Source organism: Streptomyces sp. NBC_01808, from assembly GCF_035917395.1.
Classification (GTDB): Bacteria; Actinomycetota; Actinomycetes; order Streptomycetales; family Streptomycetaceae; genus Streptomyces.
Genome location: NZ_CP109072.1, coordinates 6,908,257 through 6,927,421, shown reverse-complemented (window position 1 = coordinate 6,927,421; position 19,165 = coordinate 6,908,257). Strand labels below are relative to the sequence as shown.

Sequence of the window (19,165 nt, the reverse complement as noted above, 5' to 3'; positions counted from 1 at the left end):
CCCGGAGCGCACGTCCCCGCGTCCGCCGCCGGATACGTTCCGTACGCGCCGCACCGCTCTTCCCCCTACGCCCCCACGCCCCCGTCCGCACCCGCACCCCCGCACCCCGCACCGCCGTCACGACCGACTGGAGCATCCCCATGGCCCTGTTCGACCTCCCCCTCGCCGAGCTGCGCGGCTACCGCCCCGAGCGCGAGGAGCCCGCCGGCTTCGACGACTTCTGGACCCGCACCCTCGCCGAGGCGGAGGACGCGGCGGGCGGCCTGGCGCCGGAGTTCCGCCCGTACCCGACGGGCCTGACGGCGGTCGACGTGCACGACGTGTCCTTCGCCGGCTGGGGCGGCCACCGCATCTCCGCCTGGCTCGTCCTGCCGCGCGGCGCCGACGGGCCCGTGCCGTGCGTCATGCACTACATCGGCTACGGCGGCGGCCGCGGGTTCCCGCACGACCACCTGTTCTGGCCCGCCGCAGGACGCGCCGTCTTCGTCGTCGACACCCGCGGCCAGGGCGCCGCCCACCGCAACAACGCCGGCTCCACCCCCGACCCGTACGGCACGGGCAACGCCCAGAGCCCCGGCTTCATGACCCGCGGCGTGCTCGACCCGGAGGAGTACTACTACCGCCGGGTCTTCACCGACGCCGTGCGCGCGGTGGACGCCGCCGCCGCGCACCCGGCGGTGGACGGCGACCGGATCGCGGTCAGCGGCGGCAGCCAGGGCGGCGCGATCGCCACCGCGGTCGCGGGGCTGCACCCGGGGGTGCGGGCGGCGATGATCGACGTGCCGTTCCTCAACCACTTCCGCCGGGCGGTGACGATCACCGACAAGAACCCGTACCAGGAGCTGGTCCTCTTCCTGGCGACCCAGCGGGACGCGGAGGAGCGGGTGTTCCGGACGCTCTCGTACTTCGACGGGCTCAACTTCGCGGCGCGCGCCCGGGTACCGGCGCTGTACTCCGTGGCGCTGATGGACGAGGTGTGCCCGCCGTCGACGGTCTTCGCGTCGTACAACCACTGGGGCGGGCCGAAGGACATCGAGGTCTACCCGTGGAACGGCCACGAGGGCGGTGGAAATGACCACCGCGTGACCTCGCTGGCCTGGCTGCAGGTGTAGCGGTCCGCAGCGGTCCGGGGCCTACCGCGCGGCCCGCGGCCGTACGCCCCGTCAGGGCCGTTCCGGGGCACCCAGCAGCTCCCGCAGCACCGCCTCGGCCGCCGCCGCGTCCCCCGCCGCCAGCGCGTCGACCAGCGCCTGCCGGCGGTCCTGCGCGGCCGCCGGGGGCCGTGCCCTGGTCCGCAGTTCGCCCGCGACGCGGGCCAACTGGCGGTTGCCGGAGAGCGCCACCAGCGCCTCGTGGAACTCCGCGTCGTCCCCGGTCAGCCTGCTCAGCGTCTGCCGGCACTCGGGCGGTAGCCCGGCCGCCAGCCGGTGCAGCAACGGTACGAGGAGCAGCGCGCGCACCTCCGCCAGCTCGGCCAGGTCGCGTGCGCTGGGCGCGAGGATCCGGAAGCCGCGGTTCGGCAGTATCTCCACCGCGCCCTCCGCGGCGAGTTGCTGCATGGCCTCGCGCACCGGGGTCGCCGAGACGCCGAACCGCTCGCCCAGCGCGGGCGCGGAGTACACCTCGCCCGGCCGCAGTTCGCCGCCGGCCACCGCGGCGCGCAGCGCGTCGAGCACCTGGCCGCGTACGGAGTGCCGGCGCACCCCGGCCGGGGCGCGGCGCCGGCCGGGTACCGCCGGCGGGTGCGGCACGTCCTCCACTGTTTCCCCCGATTCGCGACAGAAGTACGCCCGCTGGGCGGCGCTCGGGCCCCACGGTAACCCGGTGCCCCTTGCCCCTTCCCCGATCAAGCGGGTTAAGGTTAGCCTTACCTCAACCCGCCGACGGGTCGAGAACACGCCACGCCCCGCCGAGCCCAGGGTGGTCACCGCACGATGTCCGCGCCCGCAGTGCCCCAGCCGCTCGCCGACGCCGGAGCCCCGCCCGCGCGGCCCGCCGGCACCCCGGTCACCGCGGCGTACGCGCGGCTCACCGAGGTGCTGCCGTTCCTGTCCTTCACCGAACTCGGCCCCGCGGACCCGCTGCCCGCAGGACCCGGCTGGGTGGCCGCCGCCGACCTGGCCGCCGGCGGCCCCGCCCTCGACGACTTCCTCGCCTGGGACGCCGAGCAGGTCCGCCGCACGTACGGCGAGGACGCCCGCCCCGACGTGGTCGCCAGCTTCGGCCTGCACCGCTACGCCTGGTCCGCCTGCCTGCTGGTCACCCTCCCCTGGTTCCTGCTGCGCCGCGTGCCGCGCATCCCGCCGGCCGCCGTGGCCCTGCACCGCAACGCCGACGGCAGCCGCATGCGCCTGGCCGTCCACGGCGGCGCGTTCGCATGCCTGCCCGACGACCCGGCCGCGGGACTGCCCGGCGCCCGCGTCGTCGCCGGCGAGGAGGCGCTGCGCGCCGAGGTGCGGACGGCCGTGGCCGAGCATCTGGAGCCGGTGCTCGCCGCGTTCGGGCCGCGGATGCGCCGCGGACCGCGGGCGCTGTGGGGGATGGCGACGGACGAGATCGTCGAGGGCCTGTGGTACCTGGGGGACCTGCTGGGCGAGGAGGAGCGGGCGATGGCCGAGACCGGGCAGCTCCTGCCCGGCACAGGACCGGCCACGGCCCCGTACGCCGGCGGCGCCGCCTTCCGCACCCTCACCGGGCCCGCCGGGCAGTCCCTGGCCACCCGGGACCGGGCGAGCTGCTGCATGTACTACACGCTGCGGCCCGAGGACACCTGCGTGACCTGCCCGCGCACCTGCGACACGGAGCGCGTCGCCCGTCTCGTCGCAAGCTCTTAGCACAGAAGCCATCCCATTGAGTGGCTGATTTCGTTTCCTCCGGAATCGCGCTGGAATTCCGCGAGTATCGGTCCCCGAGTCACCCGTCATCTGGCGAGGCAAGGGACATCCGATGGGATTCAACGGGATACCGCTGAGCTGGGCCCTCCCGGCCGCCGTGCTGCTGCTCGGCGTGCTCGCGGCCATTGCCGTGGTGGTCCGCGGCCGGCAGAAGGCCGACGAGCCCGCGGACTCCTGGGAGGCCGGCGAGCAGCGCCGGCGCCGCAAGGAGGCGATGTACGGCACGCTCGCGTACGTCCTGCTCTTCTGCTGCGCCGCGGTCGCCGCCGCGCTCTCCTTCCACGGCCTGGTCGGCTTCGGCCGGCAGAACCTGGGCCTGTCCGGGGGCTGGGAGTACCTGGTCCCCTTCGGGCTCGACGGCGCCGCGATGTTCTGCTCCGTCATCGCCGTACGCGAGGCCAGCAACGGCGACGCGGCGCTCGGCTCCCGGCTGCTGGTGTGGACGTTCGCGGGCGCGGCGGCCTGGTTCAACTGGGTGCACGCGCCGCGCGGGACGGGCCACGCGGGCGCGCCGCAGTTCTTCGCCGGCATGTCGCTGTCGGCCGCGGTGCTCTTCGACCGGGCGCTGAAGCAGACCCGCAGGGCGGCGCTGCGCGAGCAGGGGCTGGTGCCGCGGCCGCTGCCGCAGATCCGGTTCGTACGGTGGCTGCGGGCGCCGCGGGAGACGTTCCGCGCGTGGTCGCTGATGCTCCTCGAAGGCGTACGCACACTGGACGAGGCCGTCGACGAGGTGCGTCAGGACAGCAGGGACGAGGCGCGCAGGCGGGCCGAGGAGCGCGAGCAGGCCCGGCTGGAGCGGGCCCGGCTGAAGGCCCTCGGCAAGCACCAGCGCGCGCTGGCCCCCGGCGAGCTGACCGCGGCGCGCGCCGAGCCGCAGGTGGCGCTGACGCCGGAGCCGGTCACGGAGGCGGCGCGGTTCCCGCTGCGGTCGCGCTCGGCGCCGGAGAGCCGGCCTGCGGTGGCCGGCGGGCCGTCCGGCGGCCAGCCCCCGGCGAAGTCCGTCGCCGCGGCCGCGGGCCAGGACGACGCGCTGGCGGCCCCGCTGGACACCCTGGAGCAGAAGCTCACGGCGATGGAGAACCAGTACCGCTGACGGTGCTCCCGTGACGATCGAGGTGGTGGGTCCTCTTGCCCGGTCGGCCGCGCGCAGGTTAGGCAGATCACAGCGACGACTGTGAGGAGCCGCGATGCACGACGACCGACTGCTGGCAGAGGGCCGGCTGGACCGCGCGCTGCGCCAGTTCATCCGACCCGCCCAGTACACCGAACGCGTCCCCCTGGAGCTGTCGGTGTGGCACCGGCCGGGTGAGCCGGTGCCGGCGGACGAGGCACTGAAGATCCCCCCGGAGGAGTACGAGCCCTTCACCGTCGGCACCGCCTGGGGGCCGCCGTGGTCGACCAGTTGGTTCCGGCTGACCGGCACCGTGCCCGCGGGCTGGGCGGGGCGGCGCGTCGAGGCGGTGATCGACCCCGGGTTCGGCACCGAGATGCCCGGGTTCCAGGCCGAAGGGCTCGTGTACGACGCGGCCGGGGCACCCGTCAAGGGCGTGCACCCGCGCAACCGCCATGTGCCCATCGCCTCCCCCGCGGCCGGCGGCGAGCCCGTACGGCTGCTGCTGGAGGCCGCCGCGAACCCCGCCGTGCTCCAGGACTTCACCCCCACCCTGCTCGGCGAGCTGCGCACCGCGGGCGACGCGCCGCTGTACACCTTCCGCTCCGCCGACCTCGCCGTGCTCAACGAGGACGTGTGGCACCTGATCCTCGACATCGAGGTGCTGTCGGAGCTGATGCACGAGCTGCCGGTGGACCGCGGCCGCCGGCACGACATCCTGCACACCCTGGACCGCATGCTCGACGTGCTCGACCTGCACGACGTGCCCGGCACGGCCGCCGCCGCCCGCGAGGTGCTGGCCCCGGCGCTGGCGCAGCCCGCGGCGGCCAGCGCCCACCGCGCGTACGCCGCGGGACACGCGCACATCGACTCCGCCTGGCTGTGGCCGCTGCGCGAGACGGTGCGCAAGGCGTCGCGGACGTTCGCGAACGTCACCGAGCTGGCGCTGTCGGGGGACTACCCGGAGCTGGTCTTCGCCTGCTCGCAGGCGCAGCAGTACGCCTGGGTCAAGCAGCACCAGCCGCAGATCTACGAGCGTATCCGCGCCGCCGTGCAGACCGGCCAGTTCGTGCCGGTCGGCTCGATGTGGGTGGAGTCGGACGCGAACATGCCGGGCGGCGAGGCGCTGGCGCGGCAACTGATCCACGGCAAGCGGTTCTTCGCCGAGGAGTTCGGCGTGGACACGCAGGAGGTGTGGCTGCCCGACTCCTTCGGCTACACCGCGGCCTTCCCGCAGCTCGCGCGGCTGGCGGGGATCCGGTGGTTCCTCACCCAGAAGCTGTCGTGGAACCAGACCAACAAGATGCCGCACCACACCTTCTGGTGGGAGGGCATCGACGGCACCCGGGTCTTCACCCACTTCCCGCCGGTGGACACGTACAACGCCACCATGCACGCCTCCGAACTGTCGCTCGCCGAGCGCAACTTCGCCGACAAGGGGCGGGCGAGCATGTCGCTGGTGCCCTTCGGGTACGGCGACGGGGGCGGCGGGCCGACGCGCGAGATGCTGGAGAAGGCGCGCCGGCTGCGCTCGCTGGAGGGGTCGCCGCGGGTGGAGGTGGCCAACCCGGCGGCGTTCTTCGCGGCGGCCGAGGAGGAGTACGGGGCGGCGGCGCCGGTGTGGTCAGGCGAGCTGTACCTGGAGTTCCACCGCGGTACGTACACCAGCCAGGCCGACACCAAGAGCGGCAACCGGCGCAGCGAGCACCTGCTGCGCGAGGCGGAGCTGTGGGCGACGGCGGCGGCGCTGGCGGATCCGGCGTACGCGTACCCGTACGAGGAGCTGGACCGGATCTGGAAGACGGTGCTGCTGCACCAGTTCCACGACATCCTGCCGGGCTCGTCGATCGCGTGGGTGCACCGCGAGGCGGCGCAGACGTACGCGGCGGTGGCGGAGGAGCTGGCGGGGCTCACGGCCGCGGCGGTGGCGGCGCTGGGCGCCGCGGGCGGGGACGGGTTCGCGGTGCTGAACGCGTCGCCGTACGACCGGGGGGAGGTCGTGGAGCTGGCCGCAGGGGAGGCCACGGCGCTGCCGCCGGAGGCGGTGACGCAGCCGCTGGGCGACGGCCGGTCGCTGGCGCGGGTGAACGCCCCGGCGCTCGGGGCGGGTACGGCGGGCGCGGCGGCAGAGGCCGAGGTGTCGGCGGTGCGCGACGGCGCGCGGGTCGTGCTCGACAACGGGCTGCTGCGGGTCGTCGTCGACGGCGACGGGCTGGTGGCCTCCGTACGCGACCTGACCGCCGGCCGCGAGGTGCTGGCGCCGGGCGCCCGCGCCAACCTGCTGCAGCTCCATCCGGACCACCCCAACCAGTGGGACGCCTGGGACATCGACAAGTTCTACCGGCGCACCCGCACCGACCTGGTGGACGCCGAGTCGGTGGAGGTCACCGAGTCGGGGCCGCTGCGCGCGGCGGTGCGGGTGGTGCGTACCACCGGCAGGTCACGGATCGTGCAGGACATCAGCCTGGCCGCGGACAGCGGGCGGCTGGACTTCACCACCGAGGTCGACTGGCGGGAGGAGGAGAAGGTCCTCAAGGCCGCGTTCCCGCTGGACGTGCACGCGGACCGGTCCACGTCCGAGATCCAGTTCGGGCACGTGCACCGGCCGACGCACGCCAACACGAGCTGGGACGCCGCGAAGTTCGAGATCTGCGCGCACCGCTGGCTGCATGTGGGCGAGCCGGGGTACGGCGTGGCGGTGCTCAACGACGCCACGTACGGCCACGACGTGACGCGCGAGGCGCACGAGGCGGGCCTGGGCACGACGGTGCGGCTGACGATCCTGCGGGCGCCGAAGTTCCCGGACCCGGAGACGGACCTCGGCGTCCACCGCTACCGCTACGCACTGCTGCCGGGCGCGGACGTCGGCGCTGCGGTGGAGCAGGGCCTGGCGCTGAACCTGCCGCTGCGCACGGCGCGTACGGCGGCGCGGGCGCCCCTGGTGTCGGTGAGCGACCCGGCGATCACGGTGGAGTCGGTGAAGCCGGCGGAGGACCGGAGCGGTGACGTGGTGGTCCGGGTGTACGAGTCGCGCGGGGGGCGGGCGTCGGGGACGCTGACGACGTCGTTCGCGGTCGGTGACGTACAGGTGACGGATCTCCTGGAGCGCCCGCTCGACTCGTCCGACGCGGAACGGGAGGAGGGCGGCGGGGTGTCGCTGCGGCTGCGCCCCTTCCAGATCCTGACAATGAGGATGCGGCCCGTACGGTGAGGTGAGGGGGCCCGGCCCGCGCCGGGCCCCCTGCTCAGCTCTCCCAGAGGGCGGCGGCAGTACGATCGTCGGCGAAGCCCTTGGCGCGCAGTTGGACGTCCCCGAGGAACGCCGCGAGCCCGGGCGGCGCCTCCTCGCCCCGCCACCGCTCCCCCAACTCGGCCGCCAGCCCGGGCGCGCCGCGCAGCGGCTCCGCGAACCCGGGGCTGCACAGCAGCAGTACGTCGCCGGGCTTGCCCTCCGAGGCGCGGAAGGCGAACGGGGCGGGCTCTCCGGGGCCGGGGGTGTCCACGAGCGCGCCGAAACCGGGCGGCGGCGGACCGGCGGGAGCGGAGCGCTGCGGCTGGACGCCGAGGTCGACGGTGAGCCGGGGATCGGCGGGGGGCTGAGAGGCCGGGGGCTGGGCCTGCGGGGCCTCGTCCTCCGGCGGGGCGGGCTCCAGGTCCTGCCACTCGTCGCCGCGCAGCCGGAAGAGACCGCCGGGTCCGGTGCCGAAGAACACCCGGGTGCGGCAGCGGGGGTCGGCGGACAGCAGCAGGCAGCGCAGCCCCGCGGTGTACCCGGCGGGATCCACGCCGAACTCCTCGGCCTGCGCGCGCATCAGCCCGTACGTCCGCCCGGTCAGCCGGTGCAGCCCGCCCTTCAGGGCGGCGCGGCGCCCGGTCCTGATGTCCTCGGACAGCCGCGCCCGGCTCCTGCCGACGGCCTCGCCCATCCACCGCACGAGCGAGTCGGCGGCCCGGTCCGTACGGGCCACGCCGCGCGCCCCGGTCGCGACGGCGACGAACACCAGCGCGTCCTCGCCGCCGCCGAACCGGGCGGTGAGGAGCGCGTCACGGCGCTGCTCGCCGCGGTAGCGGGGGCTGTCGCCCCGGGTGGAGACGGCCCGCAGCGTGAAGGACCCGTACCGCGCCCCGTCGAGCACGGTGTCGGGCACCAGATCCGCCAGCGCCCCGGGCGCCACCTCGGGCAAGGTGGTCGGCTCGGCCTCGTAGGTGGGCGGCCCCCCACCGACGAACTCGCCGCCGCGGCGGGCCCAGTCGGCGTCGGTGAGGGTGTCGGTGACGGACACCTGGCGCAGTCGCATGGTGGAGGTCGGGGGTTCTTCGGTGTCGGGCTGCGGTGCGGGGGTGGCGTGTTGGGCCGGGGCGGGCGCCGAGACGGAGGGCAGGGGTTCGGGCGCGGCCGGTTGCACTGGAGCCGGTGGCCCGGAGGCGGGGGGCGCGGTGTGCGCAGGGCCGGACTCGGCCGCGGGCGGCTCCGGTTGCTCGGCGGCGGCGGGCTCCTGCGGGGCAGGGTGCGGAGCCGGTGCGGGTGACTCCGGCGCCTCGGGGGCCCGTTGCCCCGCCGCGGGCGCCGCGACCTCACCGAAACCGGCCTCCACCACCTCCGGCACCGCGGGCGGCTCCGCCGCCGGGGCGGGCTCCGGGGGCCCGGACGGCGCAGCTTGGGCGGGGGGAGGCTCTACGGCATCCACCGAGTCCGGCAACACCGCGTCCGCCGGGGCGGGTGTGTCGCGTAGGTCTGCCCCGGGCTCCTCCTGGTCCGGCAATGCCTCATCCGCCGGGGCGCGTTCGGCCGTTTCCCGCGGGGACGGCGGCGAAGAAGCGCTCGCCGCGCGGTCCACCGAGTCCCACCACGGGGCGGGCTCTCCCGCCGTCGGCCCGGGAGGCTCTACCGGCTCCGGCTCCGGCTCCGGCTCCGGCTCCGGCTCCCGCTCCGGCTCCGGCTCCCGCTCCGGCTCCCGCTCCGGGACGCGCTCGGACGGTCGCGGGGCCGGCCTGTCGTCCTCCCGCAGGCCCGCGAACACGTCGTCCGCCCAGCCGCGGCCCGCCGGCTCCTCGCGCTCCGTGAAGCCCGGGACCCCCGCCACCGACGGCGCCGGGGTCGAAGAGGCAGGCGGCGGCGGGTAGTCGGGGTCCTGCATCTGGTCGTACGGCTCCGCCGCCGACGGCCGCGGCGGGCGCGACGACCCCGCCGCCCCCGGCGGAGCCGCTCCGGGTGGAGCCGGGTCCGCCTCCTCATCCACCGCCCGCGTCACCGACGCGAAGCGGTCGTCGAGGGTGTCCCCTGCGCGCTGCGGGCCCGTGTCCGGTACCCCCTCCTCGTACAGGTCGTGCCACCACTCGTCCTCGGTGCGGCGTTCCCCCGCCGTCTCCCCCTGGCGATCCATGCTCCCTATTGTTCCCCGCCGCCCCTCGCCGCAAGGGCCGGACCGGCAAGATCACGGCAAGGGCCTTCCACCCGACCCACCGGTACGGTCAGGATGTGCAGGTGCTCGGTGCCATCGGACTCGACGACGTACAGGAGACGGCCTACCGCGCGCTGGTCGCACTCGGCGCCGCCGACGTCCCCGAGCTGGCGCGGCGGTTGACGCTGCCCGAGCCGGAGGCGGTGCGGACGCTGCGGCGGCTGGAGCAGCACGGGCTGGCCGCGCAGTCGTCGGCGCGGCCGGGACGCTGGGTGGCGGCGCCGCCGTCGGTCGCGCTGGGGGCGCTGCTGATCCAGCAGCGGCACGAGCTGGAGCGCGCCGAGCTGGCCGCCGCCCTGCTCGCCGAGGAGTACCGCGCGGAGGCCGGCGAGCCCGCCGACGTACACGACCTGGTCGAGGTGGTGACCGGCGCGGGCGCGGTGGCGCACCGATTCCTCCAACTGCAGCTCGGCGCCGAGCAGGAGGTGTGCGCGCTGGTCACGCGGGAGCCGCTGGCCGTACGCAGCCAGGACAACACCGCGGAGGAGAAGGCCGCGGGCCGCGGCGTGCGGTTCCGGGTGGTGCTGGAGCGCTCCCGGCTGCTGGCCCCCGGCACGGTGGCCGAGGCGGCGGAGGCGCTGCGCCGGAACGAGGAGCTGCGGGTCGCGGACGTGGTGCCGACGAAGCTGGTGATCGCCGACGGCGCGACGGCGATGGTGCCGATGTTCGCCGAGGCCGGCGAGCCGGCCGCGCTGGTGGTGCACGCGAGCGGGCTGCTGGAGTCGCTGACGGGCCTCTTCGAGAGTCTGTGGCGGCAGGCGCTGCCCCTTCGGCTGATCACGGGCGGCGCGGCGGTGGTGGAGCAGGCGGCGGACGGGCCCGACGCGGTGGACCTGCAGATCCTCGGCCTGCTGCTGGCGGGGCTCACGGACGCGAGCGCCGCCAAGCAACTGGACCTGGGGCTGCGGACCGTACAGCGGCGCGTGAAGCGGCTGATGGAGATCGCCGGGGTGCACACGCGGCTGCAGTTGGGCTGGTACGCGCACGAACGCGGCTGGTGCGCCGAGCAGCCGTCCTGAGCCCACCGGCGAAGCCCTCGGCCCTCGACACCTGGCGTCAACGCGCCACCGGGTGCCATGCACGGCATCGCGGTACCGTTGCCGGGTGGCCTCCCGCCCCGACGTCTCCATGGCCCAGCGCAAGCGCCAGCTCGTCGCCGACGAGCTGAGCGAGGCGGCGCTGCAGTTGCTGGCGTCGAAGGGGTTCGACGCAGTCACCGTCGACGCGATCGCCGCCACCGCCGGCGTCTCCAAGCGCACGTTCTTCCGGTACTTCGCCTCCAAGGAGGACGTGGTCGTCCATTTCCTGGCCGGCCTGGGCACCGGCATGCGCGCGGCGCTGGCGGCGCGCCCGGGCGGCGAGCGGCCTTCGGCGGCGCTGCGGCAGACCGTCTGGACCGCGCTGGCCACCTTCGCCGACCAGTCCGACAGGGCGCTGCGGGTAGTCCGGCTGGTCCTCGCCACGCCCGCCCTGCGGGCGCGTCTGCTGGAGCACCAGGACCGGTGGCGCGACGACCTGGCGGCGGAGCTGGCCCGGCGCCTGGGGCCCGCCCCCGGCACCGACCTGTACCCCCAACTGGCCGCCGGGATGGCGCTCGGCGCCTTCGACACCGTGCTGCGGCGGTGGAGCGGCACCGACGGCGCCGAGGACCTCGCCGGGCTGACCGACCGGGCCTTCGCCACGCTGGCCCCGGCCCTGGACGCCGCCGCCGGGTGAGCCGCCGCGGCGGATCACCCCGCTGACGTACGGCGGCACGCGCCCGCCCGCGGGCCGGGGCGACGCCCCGGTTGCCGCGCCCGCCCGCGCCCTGCCTCAGCCTCTCCCCTTACGCACCCGAGCCTCGCGCTCCGCCGCGTCGCGGCGCTTCCAGTCCCGCCGCCGGTCCGCCTGCACCCGCAGGTCCGTGCGGGCGGCGATGCGGGCGTTCTCGCGCTGCAGCTTGCGGTAGCTGTCCAGGCGGCGCGGGTGCAGTTCGCCGTCCTCCAGCGCCGCGAGCACCGCGCAGCCCGGCTCCGCGGTGTGCGTGCAGTCGTGGAAGCGGCAGCGGGCGGCCAGTTGCTCGATCTCCGCGAAGACCTGGCCGAGCCCGTCGTCCGCCTCCCACATGCCGACGCCGCGCAGGCCGGGGGTGTCGATGAGGACGCCGCCGCCGGGCAGCGGCAGCAGGTCGCGGGCGACCGTGGTGTGCCGGCCCTTGCCGTCCGCGTCGCGCACCTCGTGGACGCGCTGGGTGTCCTCCCCCAGCAGGGCGTTGGCCAGCGTGGACTTCCCGGCGCCCGAGGCGCCGAGCAGCACGGAGGTGCCGGTGGACAGCGCGGCGGCCAGCTGCGGGACGCCCGCGCCCGTGGCGGCGCTGACCGGGAGGACCGCGGTGCCGGGCGCCAGCTCCTCGACGTCGGCGACGAGATGTCCGAGGACGACGGGGTCCTCGACCAGGTCGGCCTTGGTGAGCGCGACCAGCGGTTGCGCGCCGCTGGACCAGGCGAGGGACAGCAGCCGTTCCAGGCGGGCCGGTTCGATGTCGGCGGCGCTCGCCGCCGCCAGCGAGACGGCGATGACGGCGTGGTCGACGTTGGCGGCGATGACCTGGCCCTCGGAGCGTTTGGACGACGCCGAGCGCAGGAAGGCCGTGCGGCGCGGCAGCAGGGCCCGTACGGCGAACCGCTCGCCCGGTTCGAGCGCCGCCCAGTCGCCGGTGCAGGGCAGCCGGGTGAGGTCGGCTGTCCGGCCGGCGGCGCGGTCGGCGGCGGCGAGGCGGGCGGTGGTGGCGCGGACGGGTCCGGCCTCGGTGAGGGCGATGCAGGAGCCGCGGTCCACCCGCGCGATACGGGCCGGGATCAGTCCTTCGGACTCGTACGGCGCGAAGGCGTCGGCGGCGGCCTCATCCCAGCCGTAGGCGATCAGGCGGTGCGGTGCGGGGAGGTGTGTCAACAGAGCGACCCTTCAGAAAGGAGCGGGCGTGCGGCTGTCGTGCGGGGACTGCGCCCCTGACGGCTTCGGTCATGGCCCTCACCTCCCTGGTCGATACCGGTCACGTGGTGCGCTGAAAGCGTATGCAGCCACGCACGTGTCCCGCCACGGGTTTTCCCCGCCGTCGCGGGCCCCGGCGCCGCGGGGCGCCCGCCGCGCTCGTCCGGCGGGGCGCGGCGATCGGCGGCATGCTTGTGCGCAGGGAGCGTCGCCGGGCGCGGCTCCGCTCCCGTACCCCCCAGCCTCCGCGACATGGACCGAGGTGACCGACGTGGCGTCCAACGAGGAGGTCGCCGCGCTCCTTCAGGAGTACGCCGACCTGCTGTCCATCACCGGCGGCGACGCCTTCAAGGCGCGCGCCTACGAGCGCGCCGCCCGCGCCGTCGCCAACCACTCCGCCGACGTGGCCGGGCTCAACGCCAAGGAGCTCAAGGAGATCCCCGGAGTCGGCGCCTCCATCGCGGGCAAGGTCGGCGAGTACCTGCGTACGGGCCACATCGCGGCGGTCGAGGAGGCCCGCGGGCGGATCCCGGCCGGGGTCCGCGAGCTGATCGCGATCCCCGCGCTCGGCCCGAAGCGCGCGCTGGTCCTGTACGAGGAGCTGGGCGTGTCCTCCGTCGACGAGCTGGCGACGGCCATCGGCGAGCACCGGCTGCGCGACCTCAAGGGCTTCGGGCCCAAGAGCGAGGAGAAGCTGCTCCACGGCATCGACCTGCTGCGCTCGGCCACCGGCCGGATCTCCGTCGACACGGCGCTCGCGCTCGCCGACGGCATCGTCGCGCGGCTGTCCGCGGTGACCGGCTGCGAGCGCTGCGCGTACGCGGGCTCGCTGCGCCGCCGCCGCGGGACCGTGGGCGACCTCGACGTGCTCGCCGCCGCGGCCGACTCCGCGCCGCTGATGGCGGCGTTCACCGGGCTGCCGCTGGTCGGCGAGGTCATCGGCTCCGGCGAGACGAAGACGAGCATCCGCACCACCGGCGGCGTCCAGGTCGACCTGCGGGTGGTGCCGCCGGGCGCATGGGGCGCGGCGCTGCTCTACTTCACCGGCTCCAAGCAGCACAACATCCGCCTCCGCGAGATCGCCGTGCGCAAGAAGCTGAAGCTGTCGGAGTACGGGCTCTTCCACGCCCGCAGCGAACGCCGCATCCGGGTCACGACCGAGGAGGACGTCTACGCCCGCCTCGGCCTGCCCTGGATCCCGCCGCCGCTGCGCGAGGACCGCGGCGAGATCGAGGCCGCGGCCGACGGCGGGCTGCCGGAGCCGGTGACGGAGGACGACCTGCGCGGCGACCTGCACACCCACACCGACCTCACCGACGGCATCGACACGCTGGAGGCCATGGTCGAGGCCGCGCGGGAGCGCGGGTACGCGTACTACGCGATCACCGACCACGCCCCCGAGCTGCGCATGCAGCGCATGACCAAGGAGAAGATGCTCGCCCAGCGCGAGACGGTGGCGGAGCTGGACGCCCGCTACCGGCGGCGCTCGGACGGGCTGCGGCTGCTGCACGGCACGGAGCTGAACATCGCGCCGGACGGCTCGGTCGACTGGCCGGGTGAGTTCCTGGAGACGTTCGACATCTGCGTGGCCTCGGTGCACTCGCACTTCACCCAGCCGAAGGACGAGATGACCCGCCGCTTCCTCGCCGCGGTCGAGAACCCGCACGTGCACGTCATCGGCCACCCCACCACCCGCAAGGCCGGCAAGCGGCCGGCGGTCGAGGCGGACTGGGACGCGGTCTTCGCGGCCTGCGCCCGTACGGGCACGGCGCTGGAGGTCAACGCCCACCCCAACCGGCTCGACCTGCCGGACGAGCTGATCCTGCGGGCGCGTAGCCACGGCGTGAAGTTCGCCGTGGACAGCGACGCGCACTCGGTGCCGGACCTGGCGAACATGCGCTACGGGGTGGGCATCGCGCAGCGCGGCTGGCTGACGCCTGCGGAGGTGATCAACACCTGGCCGCTGGCGAAGCTGCGCCGCTTCCTGCGGGCGAAGGGGAAGTGACGGGCGGCGCTCCGCGCGCTCACTTCACCTCGTGCCGCTCGCTCTCCCCGTGCCGCTCACTCTCCCCGTGCTCTGCGGACGCCCCCGGCCCGCCCGACCGCCGCCGCTCCGACGGCCCGGGCGGCTCAGGCGGCCCGGGCGGCTCAGGCGGCCCGGGCGGCTCAGGCGGCCCGGGCGGCTCAGGCGGCTCAGGCGGCCCCAGCGGCCGGTCCTTCGCCCGGGACCTGCGGTCCTCCTCCGCCGCCTCCTCCTCTTCCTCCGCCCACTCCGGCTCGGGCTCCCGCGCCCGCTCCTCCGCCGAGGCGTCCCCGTCGAGCCCGCGCAGGCGCGCCTGCCGCTCCGCCGAGGCCGCCGCGACCAGCCGGGCCGCCGCCTCCTCCCGGGCGCGGGCGGTCTCGGCGCGGCCGGTGGCGGTGGCGACGGACGGCCAGACGCGGTCGAACGCGGCGTTGACCGCCGCGCCGACCAGCACGGCGAACGCCGACACGCCGAACCAGAGCAGCACCGCGACGGGCGCGGCCAGCGATCCGTAGATCGTCGGGCCCTCCACCGCGTTCAGCAGGTAGAGCCGCAGCAGCACGCTGCCCAGCAGCCACATGCCGAGCGCCACCAGCGCCCCCGGCAGGTCCTCGCGCCAGGGCGAGCGCACGGGGACGGCCGCGTGGTAGAGCGTCGTGAGGAAGGCGACGGACAGCACCACGACGACCGGCCAGTACAGCACCCGTACGGCCGTCTCGCTCCACGGCAGCAGCTTCACCACCGCGTCCGGCCCCGCGACCATCAGCGGCAGCGCGACCACGCCCATGACCAGTGCCACGAGGTACAGCCCGAACGCCAGCAGCCGCGTCCTGACGATGCCGCGGTGACCTTCGAGCCCGTACATGATCGTGATGGTGTCGATGAAGACGTTCACCGCCCGCGAGCCCGACCAGAGCGCGAGCGCGAAGCCGAAGGAGATCAGGTCGGGGCGCCCGCCGCGGGTGACGTCGTCGAGCAGCGGGCGGACGATCTGGTCGACGCCCTTGGCGGTCAGGACCGTGTCGGAGGCGTCGATGATGTTGTGCCGGATGGTCTCGACGTCGATGAGCCACTGGTCGAAGTAGCCCAGCAGACCGAGGAGGCCGAGGAGCAGCGGCGGCAGTGACAGCAGGCTGAAGAACGCGGCCTCGGCGGCGAGCCCTATGACGCGGTGCTGCATGCAGGAATTGATCGTGTCCTTCAGCAGCAGCCAGGCCACCCGGCGCTTGGGCAGGTTCTGGTACAGGGTGCGGGCCCGGCCCAGCCGGCCGCGGGGTTCGCCGCGTCCGCCCTTTTCCGCACCCGTTTCCCGTTCTGCTCCCACCTGCCTACCGTAGCTGTCATGGCAGCAGGTACTCATACGGTGACGAATCAGGCACCACCCCTGGTCGGCTACGACGTCTACGCCGCCGACGCGGCCCTCACCGAGGCGGTCGAGCGGTACGTCGCGCCCGAGCGGCACGCCGAGGCGGACGCGGAGCTGAGCGAACTCGGCCGGGCGGCGGGCTCCGCCGAGGCGCAGCGGTGGGGCGTCGAGGCGAACGCCTCGCCGCCCGTGCTGCACACCCACGACCGCTACGGCCACCGCCTCGACGAGGTCGCCTTCCACCCCTCCTGGCACCGGCTGCTCGCGCGCGGCGTGGCGGCCGGGCTGACGGATGCCTGGGGGCGTCCTGACGGACACGTGCGGCGGGCGGCCGGGTTCCTGGTGTGGACGCAGGCCGAGGCGGGGCACGGCTGCCCGCTGTCGATGACGCACGCCGCCGTCCCGGCGCTGCGCGCGCAGCCGGAACTGGCGGCGGTGTGGGAGCCGCTGCTGACCTCGCGGGTGTACGAGCCGGGCCTGGTGCCCGCCGCCGCGAAGGCGGGTGCGCTCGCCGGCATGGGGATGACGGAGAAGCAGGGCGGCTCGGACGTACGGGCCAACACCACCCGAGCGGAGCCGGCCGGGGACGGTGCGTACGCCCTGACGGGCCACAAGTGGTTCTGCTCGGCGCCGATGTCGGACGCCTTCCTGGTGCTCGCGCAGACGCCGGCCGGCGCCGGATCCGGCGCGCCGACCTGCTTCCTGCTGCCGCGTGTGCTGCCGGACGGCAGCCGCAACACCTTCCTGCTCCAGCGGCTCAAGGACAAGCTCGGCAACCGCTCGAACGCCTCCGCGGAGGTCGAGTTCGACGGCACGACGCTCGCCTGGCGGGTCGGCGAGGAGAGCCGCGGAATCCCGGCGATCATCGAGATGGTCGCCGCCACCCGGGTCGACTGCGCGACCGCCGCGGCGGCCGTGATGCGGCAGGCGGTGGCGCAGGCCGTGCACCACTGCACGTACCGCGCGGCGTTCGGCGGGGTCCTCGCCGACAAGCCGCTGATGCGGAACGTGCTGGCGGACCTGGCGCTGGAGTCGGAGGCCGCGACGGCGCTGGCGCTGCGGCTGGCGGCGGCGTACGACGCGGGCACGGACGAGGAGCTGGCGTTTCTGCGGCTGGCGGTGCCGGCGGCGAAGTACTGGGTGACGAAGCGGTGCACGCCGGTGGCGGCGGAGGCGCTGGAGTGCCTGGGCGGCAACGGGTACGTGGAGGAGTCGGGGATGCCGCGGCTGCTGCGCGAGGCGCCGCTGAACTCGATCTGGGAGGGCTCGGGCAACGTCCAGGCGCTCGACCTGCTGCGCGCGCTGCGGCGGGAGCCGCGGGCGGTGGACGCCGTACTCACCGAGATCGGCCGGGCCCGCGGCGCGGACCACCGGCTGGACCGGGCGGTGAAGGACCTGCTGACCGAGCTGGCGGACCTGGCGGGCGTCGAGACCCGGGCGCGCCGGCTCGCGGAGCGGCTGGCGCTGGTGCTGCAGGGGGCACTGCTCGTACGGCACGCGCCCGCGGCGGTCGCGGACGCCTTCTGCGCCTCGCGGCTGGGCGGCGAGTGGGGTGCGGAGCTGGGGACGCTGCCGCACGGGCCGGACCTGCGGGCGGTGGTGGACCGCGCCCGGCCGGTGCCCGCGGTCTAGGCCCCGCCTGGGCCACAGACCCCGGCGGGCGGGAGTACGCGACAGCGGAAGGTCCCTCCCGCAGGGTGGGGAGGGGCCCTTCCGCTGTGTCAGGGCGTCGGAAGCGGTGCCGCGCCGACTCGGCACCCCCTCCGCTCGTCAACCCGGCTCCCACTCAACTCCTCGCGCACGCGCGTACGCAAAGGTTGCACTCCGTTGCAGCTTGCTGTTGCGACATGATCGGTTTGGTCCAAGAGGTGGGCGAATGGGCGGTGGCGCGTGCACCATTGACCCCGGACCGGCTGAACGGACGGGCCAGCGGGGAGTGTTGTGCCGGAGAGTGCGGATGCGGGCGGCAGCGGGCGGGGGCACCGGCAGCGGAGCCGGGCGCGCGGCCCGCGGGCCGGCTGGGGGCGGGCGCTGACGGGCGGCGGCACGGGCGGCCGTACGGGCGGCGGGCGGGCCGCCGAGGCGTACGCGGTCCCCCTGCCGGAACTGCCGCCGGCCGCCCACGTGCCGCGCGAGCTGATCGGCGACTCATGGCGCCGCGCGGAGGAGCGCGGCCTGGACCGCAAGGACGGCAGGCCCCGGCGGGTGGGCGTCGCGGAGCTGGAGTGGCGGCGGCGTACGGCGGGCGTCGGCGTCCTGCGCGAGGTGCTGCGCGACGGGCTGATCCCGGCCGAGGAGAGCGTGCCCGAGCACGTCGTCGTGGTCACCGATGCCGACGGCGTGGTGCTGTGGCGGGAGGGCGAGCGCGCGATGCTCAAGGCGGTGAGCCGCATCGGCCTTGCGGAGGGCGCGAGTTGGAGCGAGGACTCCGCGGGCACCAACGGCATCGGCACCGCGCTGGCGACCGGCCACCCCGTCGGCGTCTACGGCGACGAGCACTTCCTGCGCCACTGCCGCAGGTGGAGCTGCGCCGCCGCGCCGCTGACCGACCCGCGCGACGGGAGGCTGCTGGGCGTGGTCAACCTCACAGGACCGGCGCGCACGATGCCGACGATCTCGCTGGCGTTCGTCACCGCCGTCGGCCGGGTCGCGGAGGGCGAGTTGCGCGACCGGCACTGGACGGCGATGGGGCGGCTGCGGGCCGTCGCGGCGCCCGTACTCGCCGGCATCGGCGGCCGGGCGCTGGCCGTCGACGAGCACGGCTGGGCGGCGGCGGCCACCGGGATGGTGCCGCCGGAGCGGGTGGCGCTGCCGAAGGCACCGGCGTCGGGCGAGTGCGTGCTGCCGGGGCTCGGGCGGTGTGCGCTGGAGCCGCTGCCGGGCGGCGGGTGGCTGGTACGGGTCGAGCCGGAGGGGTCCGCGTCCGCGCCGACGCGGGTGGTGCTGGACCTGACCCGGCCGGCGTCGCCGCACCTGGTGGTGCTGGGCGGTGCGGGGCGGTGGTCGCAGCAGGTGAGCCCGCGGCACGCGGAGTTGCTGTATCTGCTGGCGGTGCACCGCGACGGGTTCAGCTCCACGGCGCTGGCCGACGCGCTCTTCGGCGACCCGGAGCGCACCGTGACCGTACGGGCGGAACTGTCCCGGCTGCGCCGGAAGCTGGGCGGGCTGCTGGCGCACCGGCCGTATCGTTTCTCCGACGAACTCGACGTCCAGCTCCTGCTCCCCAGCCGCCCCGCCGACCTCCTCCCCCGGTCCACGGCCCCCGCGGTGCTGGCCGCCCGCCGCTGAGTTCGCCCGCGCGGGCTATGATCACCCGCCCACGCGTCTGCAGGGGAGGAA

At 75.5% G+C, this 19,165-nt stretch carries 13 protein-coding genes; 9 read left to right on the top strand and 4 right to left on the bottom strand.

Annotated elements, in window-relative coordinates; all coding sequences use genetic code 11:
- The first annotated feature begins 140 nt into the window (after positions 1-140).
- Positions 141-1,112, top strand: a complete 972-nt coding sequence (locus OG946_RS30550) for an acetylxylan esterase (RefSeq protein WP_326799186.1) — start codon at positions 141-143, stop codon at positions 1,110-1,112.
- A gap of 51 nt (positions 1,113-1,163) precedes the next feature.
- Here the strand turns inward: OG946_RS30550 and OG946_RS30545 are convergent, their stop codons facing one another.
- Positions 1,164-1,751 carry a GntR family transcriptional regulator gene (locus OG946_RS30545; RefSeq protein WP_326799185.1) on the bottom strand — a complete coding sequence of 196 codons (588 nt, stop codon included), beginning with the start codon at positions 1,749-1,751 and terminating at the stop codon, positions 1,164-1,166.
- A 183-nt stretch (positions 1,752-1,934) separates the two neighbouring features.
- Here OG946_RS30545 and OG946_RS30540 point away from each other — a divergent pair, with 183 nt between their 5' ends.
- From OG946_RS30540 to OG946_RS30530, 3 genes are all read left to right on the top strand, one after another.
- The gene (locus OG946_RS30540; protein ID WP_326799184.1) at positions 1,935-2,834 is read left to right on the top strand and encodes a (2Fe-2S)-binding protein; all 900 of its coding nucleotides are present in this window, start codon (positions 1,935-1,937) and stop codon (positions 2,832-2,834) included.
- Positions 2,835-2,946: 112 nt separating this feature from the next.
- Positions 2,947-3,987, top strand: coding sequence for a DUF2637 domain-containing protein (locus tag OG946_RS30535; protein WP_326799183.1), 1,041 nt, complete (start codon positions 2,947-2,949; stop codon positions 3,985-3,987).
- A 94-nt stretch (positions 3,988-4,081) separates the two neighbouring features.
- Positions 4,082-7,216: an alpha-mannosidase gene (locus tag OG946_RS30530; RefSeq protein ID WP_326799182.1), complete on the top strand. Its 3,135-nt coding sequence runs from the start codon at positions 4,082-4,084 to the stop codon at positions 7,214-7,216.
- 34 nt (positions 7,217-7,250) lie between these two features.
- Here OG946_RS30530 and OG946_RS30525 read toward each other — a convergent pair whose 3' ends face one another.
- Complete coding sequence (locus OG946_RS30525; protein WP_326799181.1) at positions 7,251-9,389, bottom strand: protein phosphatase 2C domain-containing protein; 2,139 nt, start codon at positions 9,387-9,389, stop codon at positions 7,251-7,253.
- A gap of 101 nt (positions 9,390-9,490) precedes the next feature.
- Between OG946_RS30525 and OG946_RS30520 the strand changes: the two genes are divergently transcribed.
- Together OG946_RS30520 and OG946_RS30515 are read left to right on the top strand one after the other, a co-directional pair.
- Complete coding sequence (locus OG946_RS30520) at positions 9,491-10,486, top strand: helix-turn-helix domain-containing protein (protein WP_326799180.1); 996 nt, start codon at positions 9,491-9,493, stop codon at positions 10,484-10,486.
- A 109-nt stretch (positions 10,487-10,595) separates the two neighbouring features.
- The gene (locus OG946_RS30515; protein ID WP_326800412.1) at positions 10,596-11,183 is read left to right on the top strand and encodes an acyl-CoA-like ligand-binding transcription factor; all 588 of its coding nucleotides are present in this window, start codon (positions 10,596-10,598) and stop codon (positions 11,181-11,183) included.
- Between the two features lie 96 nt (positions 11,184-11,279).
- On the opposite strand, the gene rsgA is transcribed toward OG946_RS30515, so the two are convergent.
- Positions 11,280-12,398, bottom strand: coding sequence for a ribosome small subunit-dependent GTPase A (rsgA, locus tag OG946_RS30510; RefSeq protein ID WP_326799179.1), 1,119 nt, complete (start codon positions 12,396-12,398; stop codon positions 11,280-11,282).
- A gap of 301 nt (positions 12,399-12,699) precedes the next feature.
- On the opposite strand from rsgA, the gene polX reads away from it, so the two are divergent.
- Positions 12,700-14,442, top strand: coding sequence for a DNA polymerase/3'-5' exonuclease PolX (gene polX, locus OG946_RS30505; protein ID WP_326799178.1), 1,743 nt, complete (start codon positions 12,700-12,702; stop codon positions 14,440-14,442).
- A 19-nt stretch (positions 14,443-14,461) separates the two neighbouring features.
- Here the strand turns inward: polX and OG946_RS30500 are convergent, their stop codons facing one another.
- Positions 14,462-15,820 carry a YihY/virulence factor BrkB family protein gene (locus tag OG946_RS30500; protein WP_326799177.1) on the bottom strand — a complete coding sequence of 453 codons (1,359 nt, stop codon included), beginning with the start codon at positions 15,818-15,820 and terminating at the stop codon, positions 14,462-14,464.
- Between OG946_RS30500 and OG946_RS30495 the strand changes: the two genes are divergently transcribed.
- Positions 15,803-17,458, top strand: coding sequence for an acyl-CoA dehydrogenase family protein (locus OG946_RS30495; protein WP_326799176.1), 1,656 nt, complete (start codon positions 15,803-15,805; stop codon positions 17,456-17,458). The two genes, OG946_RS30500 and OG946_RS30495, sit on opposite strands and share 18 nt — an antisense overlap.
- A 309-nt stretch (positions 17,459-17,767) precedes the next feature.
- A complete protein-coding gene (locus OG946_RS30490; protein WP_326799175.1) occupies positions 17,768-19,114 on the top strand; it encodes a helix-turn-helix domain-containing protein in 1,347 nt (448 codons plus the stop codon).
- Positions 19,115-19,165 lie beyond the last annotated feature (51 nt).

Excerpts from the sequence above, each read along its gene's own strand:
- OG946_RS30550 (WP_326799186.1), top strand. The coding sequence starts at position 141 with ATGGCCCTGTTCGACCTCCCCCTCGCCGAGCTGCGCGGCTACCGCCCC.
- OG946_RS30540 (WP_326799184.1), top strand. The coding sequence starts at position 1,935 with ATGTCCGCGCCCGCAGTGCCCCAGCCGCTCGCCGACGCCGGAGCCCCG.
- OG946_RS30535 (WP_326799183.1), top strand. The coding sequence starts at position 2,947 with ATGGGATTCAACGGGATACCGCTGAGCTGGGCCCTCCCGGCCGCCGTG.
- OG946_RS30530 (WP_326799182.1), top strand. The coding sequence starts at position 4,082 with ATGCACGACGACCGACTGCTGGCAGAGGGCCGGCTGGACCGCGCGCTG.
- OG946_RS30525 (WP_326799181.1), bottom strand. The coding sequence starts at position 9,389 with ATGGATCGCCAGGGGGAGACGGCGGGGGAACGCCGCACCGAGGACGAG.
- OG946_RS30515 (WP_326800412.1), top strand. The coding sequence starts at position 10,596 with ATGGCCCAGCGCAAGCGCCAGCTCGTCGCCGACGAGCTGAGCGAGGCG.
- OG946_RS30495 (WP_326799176.1), top strand. The coding sequence starts at position 15,803 with ATGGCAGCAGGTACTCATACGGTGACGAATCAGGCACCACCCCTGGTC.
- OG946_RS30500 (WP_326799177.1), bottom strand. The coding sequence starts at position 15,820 with ATGAGTACCTGCTGCCATGACAGCTACGGTAGGCAGGTGGGAGCAGAA.